The sequence below is a fragment of the Streptomyces sp. NPDC007983 genome (genome assembly GCF_042958345.1).
Classification (GTDB): Bacteria; Actinomycetota; Actinomycetes; order Streptomycetales; family Streptomycetaceae; genus Streptomyces.
Map to the genome: position 1 here is coordinate 1 of NZ_JBIBJI010000066.1, position 1,611 is coordinate 1,611.

Genomic DNA, 1,611 nt, shown 5'->3' on the forward strand with positions numbered 1-1,611 from the left:
TCGTACGCCGTGTTGGGTGACGAGGTGGTGGGCGAAGAGGGTTCCCAGGGCGCCGGTGGCGCCGGTGATCAGGACGGTCCCCTCCGGATCGAACGCCGGGGTCTCTCCATCGGAGATACCCGACTGCTTCTCGTTTCGGAGCACACGGACCAGTCGGGGTGCGTGCCAGTTGCCTTTACGCAGAGCGAGGTGAGTTTCGTCGGTGTGGAGGGCGGTGGCTATCGCAGTAGTGACGAGGTCTGTGTCGCCTGGGTCGCAGACGTGATCGGTGTCGATGAGGAGGAAGCGGCCGGGGTGCTCGGACTGTGCGGTGCGGATGAGGCCCCACAGAGGTGCAGTGGCGAGGTTCTCGGTGGTGGAGCCGTGGGTAATGAAGGCAAGCCGGGTCTGGTCCAGACGGTCGTCGGCCAGCCAACGCTGGAGCAGGTCCAGGACGTGGCGGGTGACGGCGTGGGATCGGGCGACGATGTCTTCGTCGCCTTCGTTGGCCGGGGCGTCGCAGAAGACGGCGACGACGTCAGGGAGGCCCGAGTCGGACCTGGGCAACTCCAGCAAGGCGTCGATGTTCGTGTCGGGCGCCACAGTGTGGACGGTGAGCCCTTCTGCGGGCTGCTGCGCGGGAACCCGCTGCCACGTGGTCTCGTAGAGCGAGTCCTGGGTCCCGTGCGCGGTGACGGCGCGAAGAGGTGCGGTGCGGAGGCTGACCGTGCTGGTGGCGACGAGGTTGTCGTGAGGGTCCGTGGCGGTGAGGTGGTAAACCCCACCGTCGACGGTGGTGGTCGTTTGCTTGGTCCAGCGGACGCGGAGGGTTGTGGGTTGCGTGCGGTGGAGGGCGACGTTGGTCCAGATGTAGGGCAGTCGCACGGTGTGCGGGTCGGTGTGGTCGAGAATGAGGGGGTGGAGGGCGGCGTCGAGGAGGGCGGGGTGGATCGCGTAGGGGATATGGGTGGTGTCGGGTGACGCTGGAAGGGTGACCTCGGCGTAGAGGTCGTCGTCGTGCTTCCAGGCATGGGTGAGACCTTGGAAGGTGGGTCCGTAGGCGTAGCCGATGGTGGCGAGGTTGTCGTATGCGTCGGTGAGGTCGAGAGGCGTGGCGTCGGGAGGCGGCCAGGGCAGTGTGGCGGTGTCGGGTGAGGGCGCGGGGGAGTGGGGGCTGAGTAGGGCATCGGCGTGATGGGTCCACGCACCGTCCACCTCTGCCGTGCCGGTCGGACGCGCGTGGATGGACAGCGCGCGGCGGCCATCGGCGTCCGCTGCCTGGACCGTTAGCTGAAGCTGGACATCCGCAGTGCTGGGCAGCGGCAGCGGGGTGTGCAGTGTCAGTTCATCGATGTGTCGGCATCCCACCTGATCACCCGCGTGCACCACCAGTTCCATGAAGGCGGTTGCGGGCAGCAGCGCCGTCTCGGCGATGACATGCTCGGCGAGCCAGGTGTGCTCGCTCAGCGAGATACGACCGGTGAGTAAGAGTTCGTCGCGGTTGGCGAGTTCGAGTGTGGCGTTGAGGAGTGGGTGTGTGGTGTTGGTGGTGGGTTTGGGGGTGTTGAGCCAGTAGCGGTGGTGTTGGAAGGGGTAGGTGGGTAGTTCGTGGGGTGGGGTGGGGTGGTGGTT

1 protein-coding gene is annotated in these 1,611 nt (G+C 66.9%); it reads right to left on the minus strand.

What is annotated here, in order from left to right; all coding sequences use genetic code 11:
- On the minus strand, nt 1–1,611 hold a 1,611-nt coding region (locus ACFZCY_RS45460), incomplete at both ends, for a polyketide synthase dehydratase domain-containing protein (protein WP_391187717.1).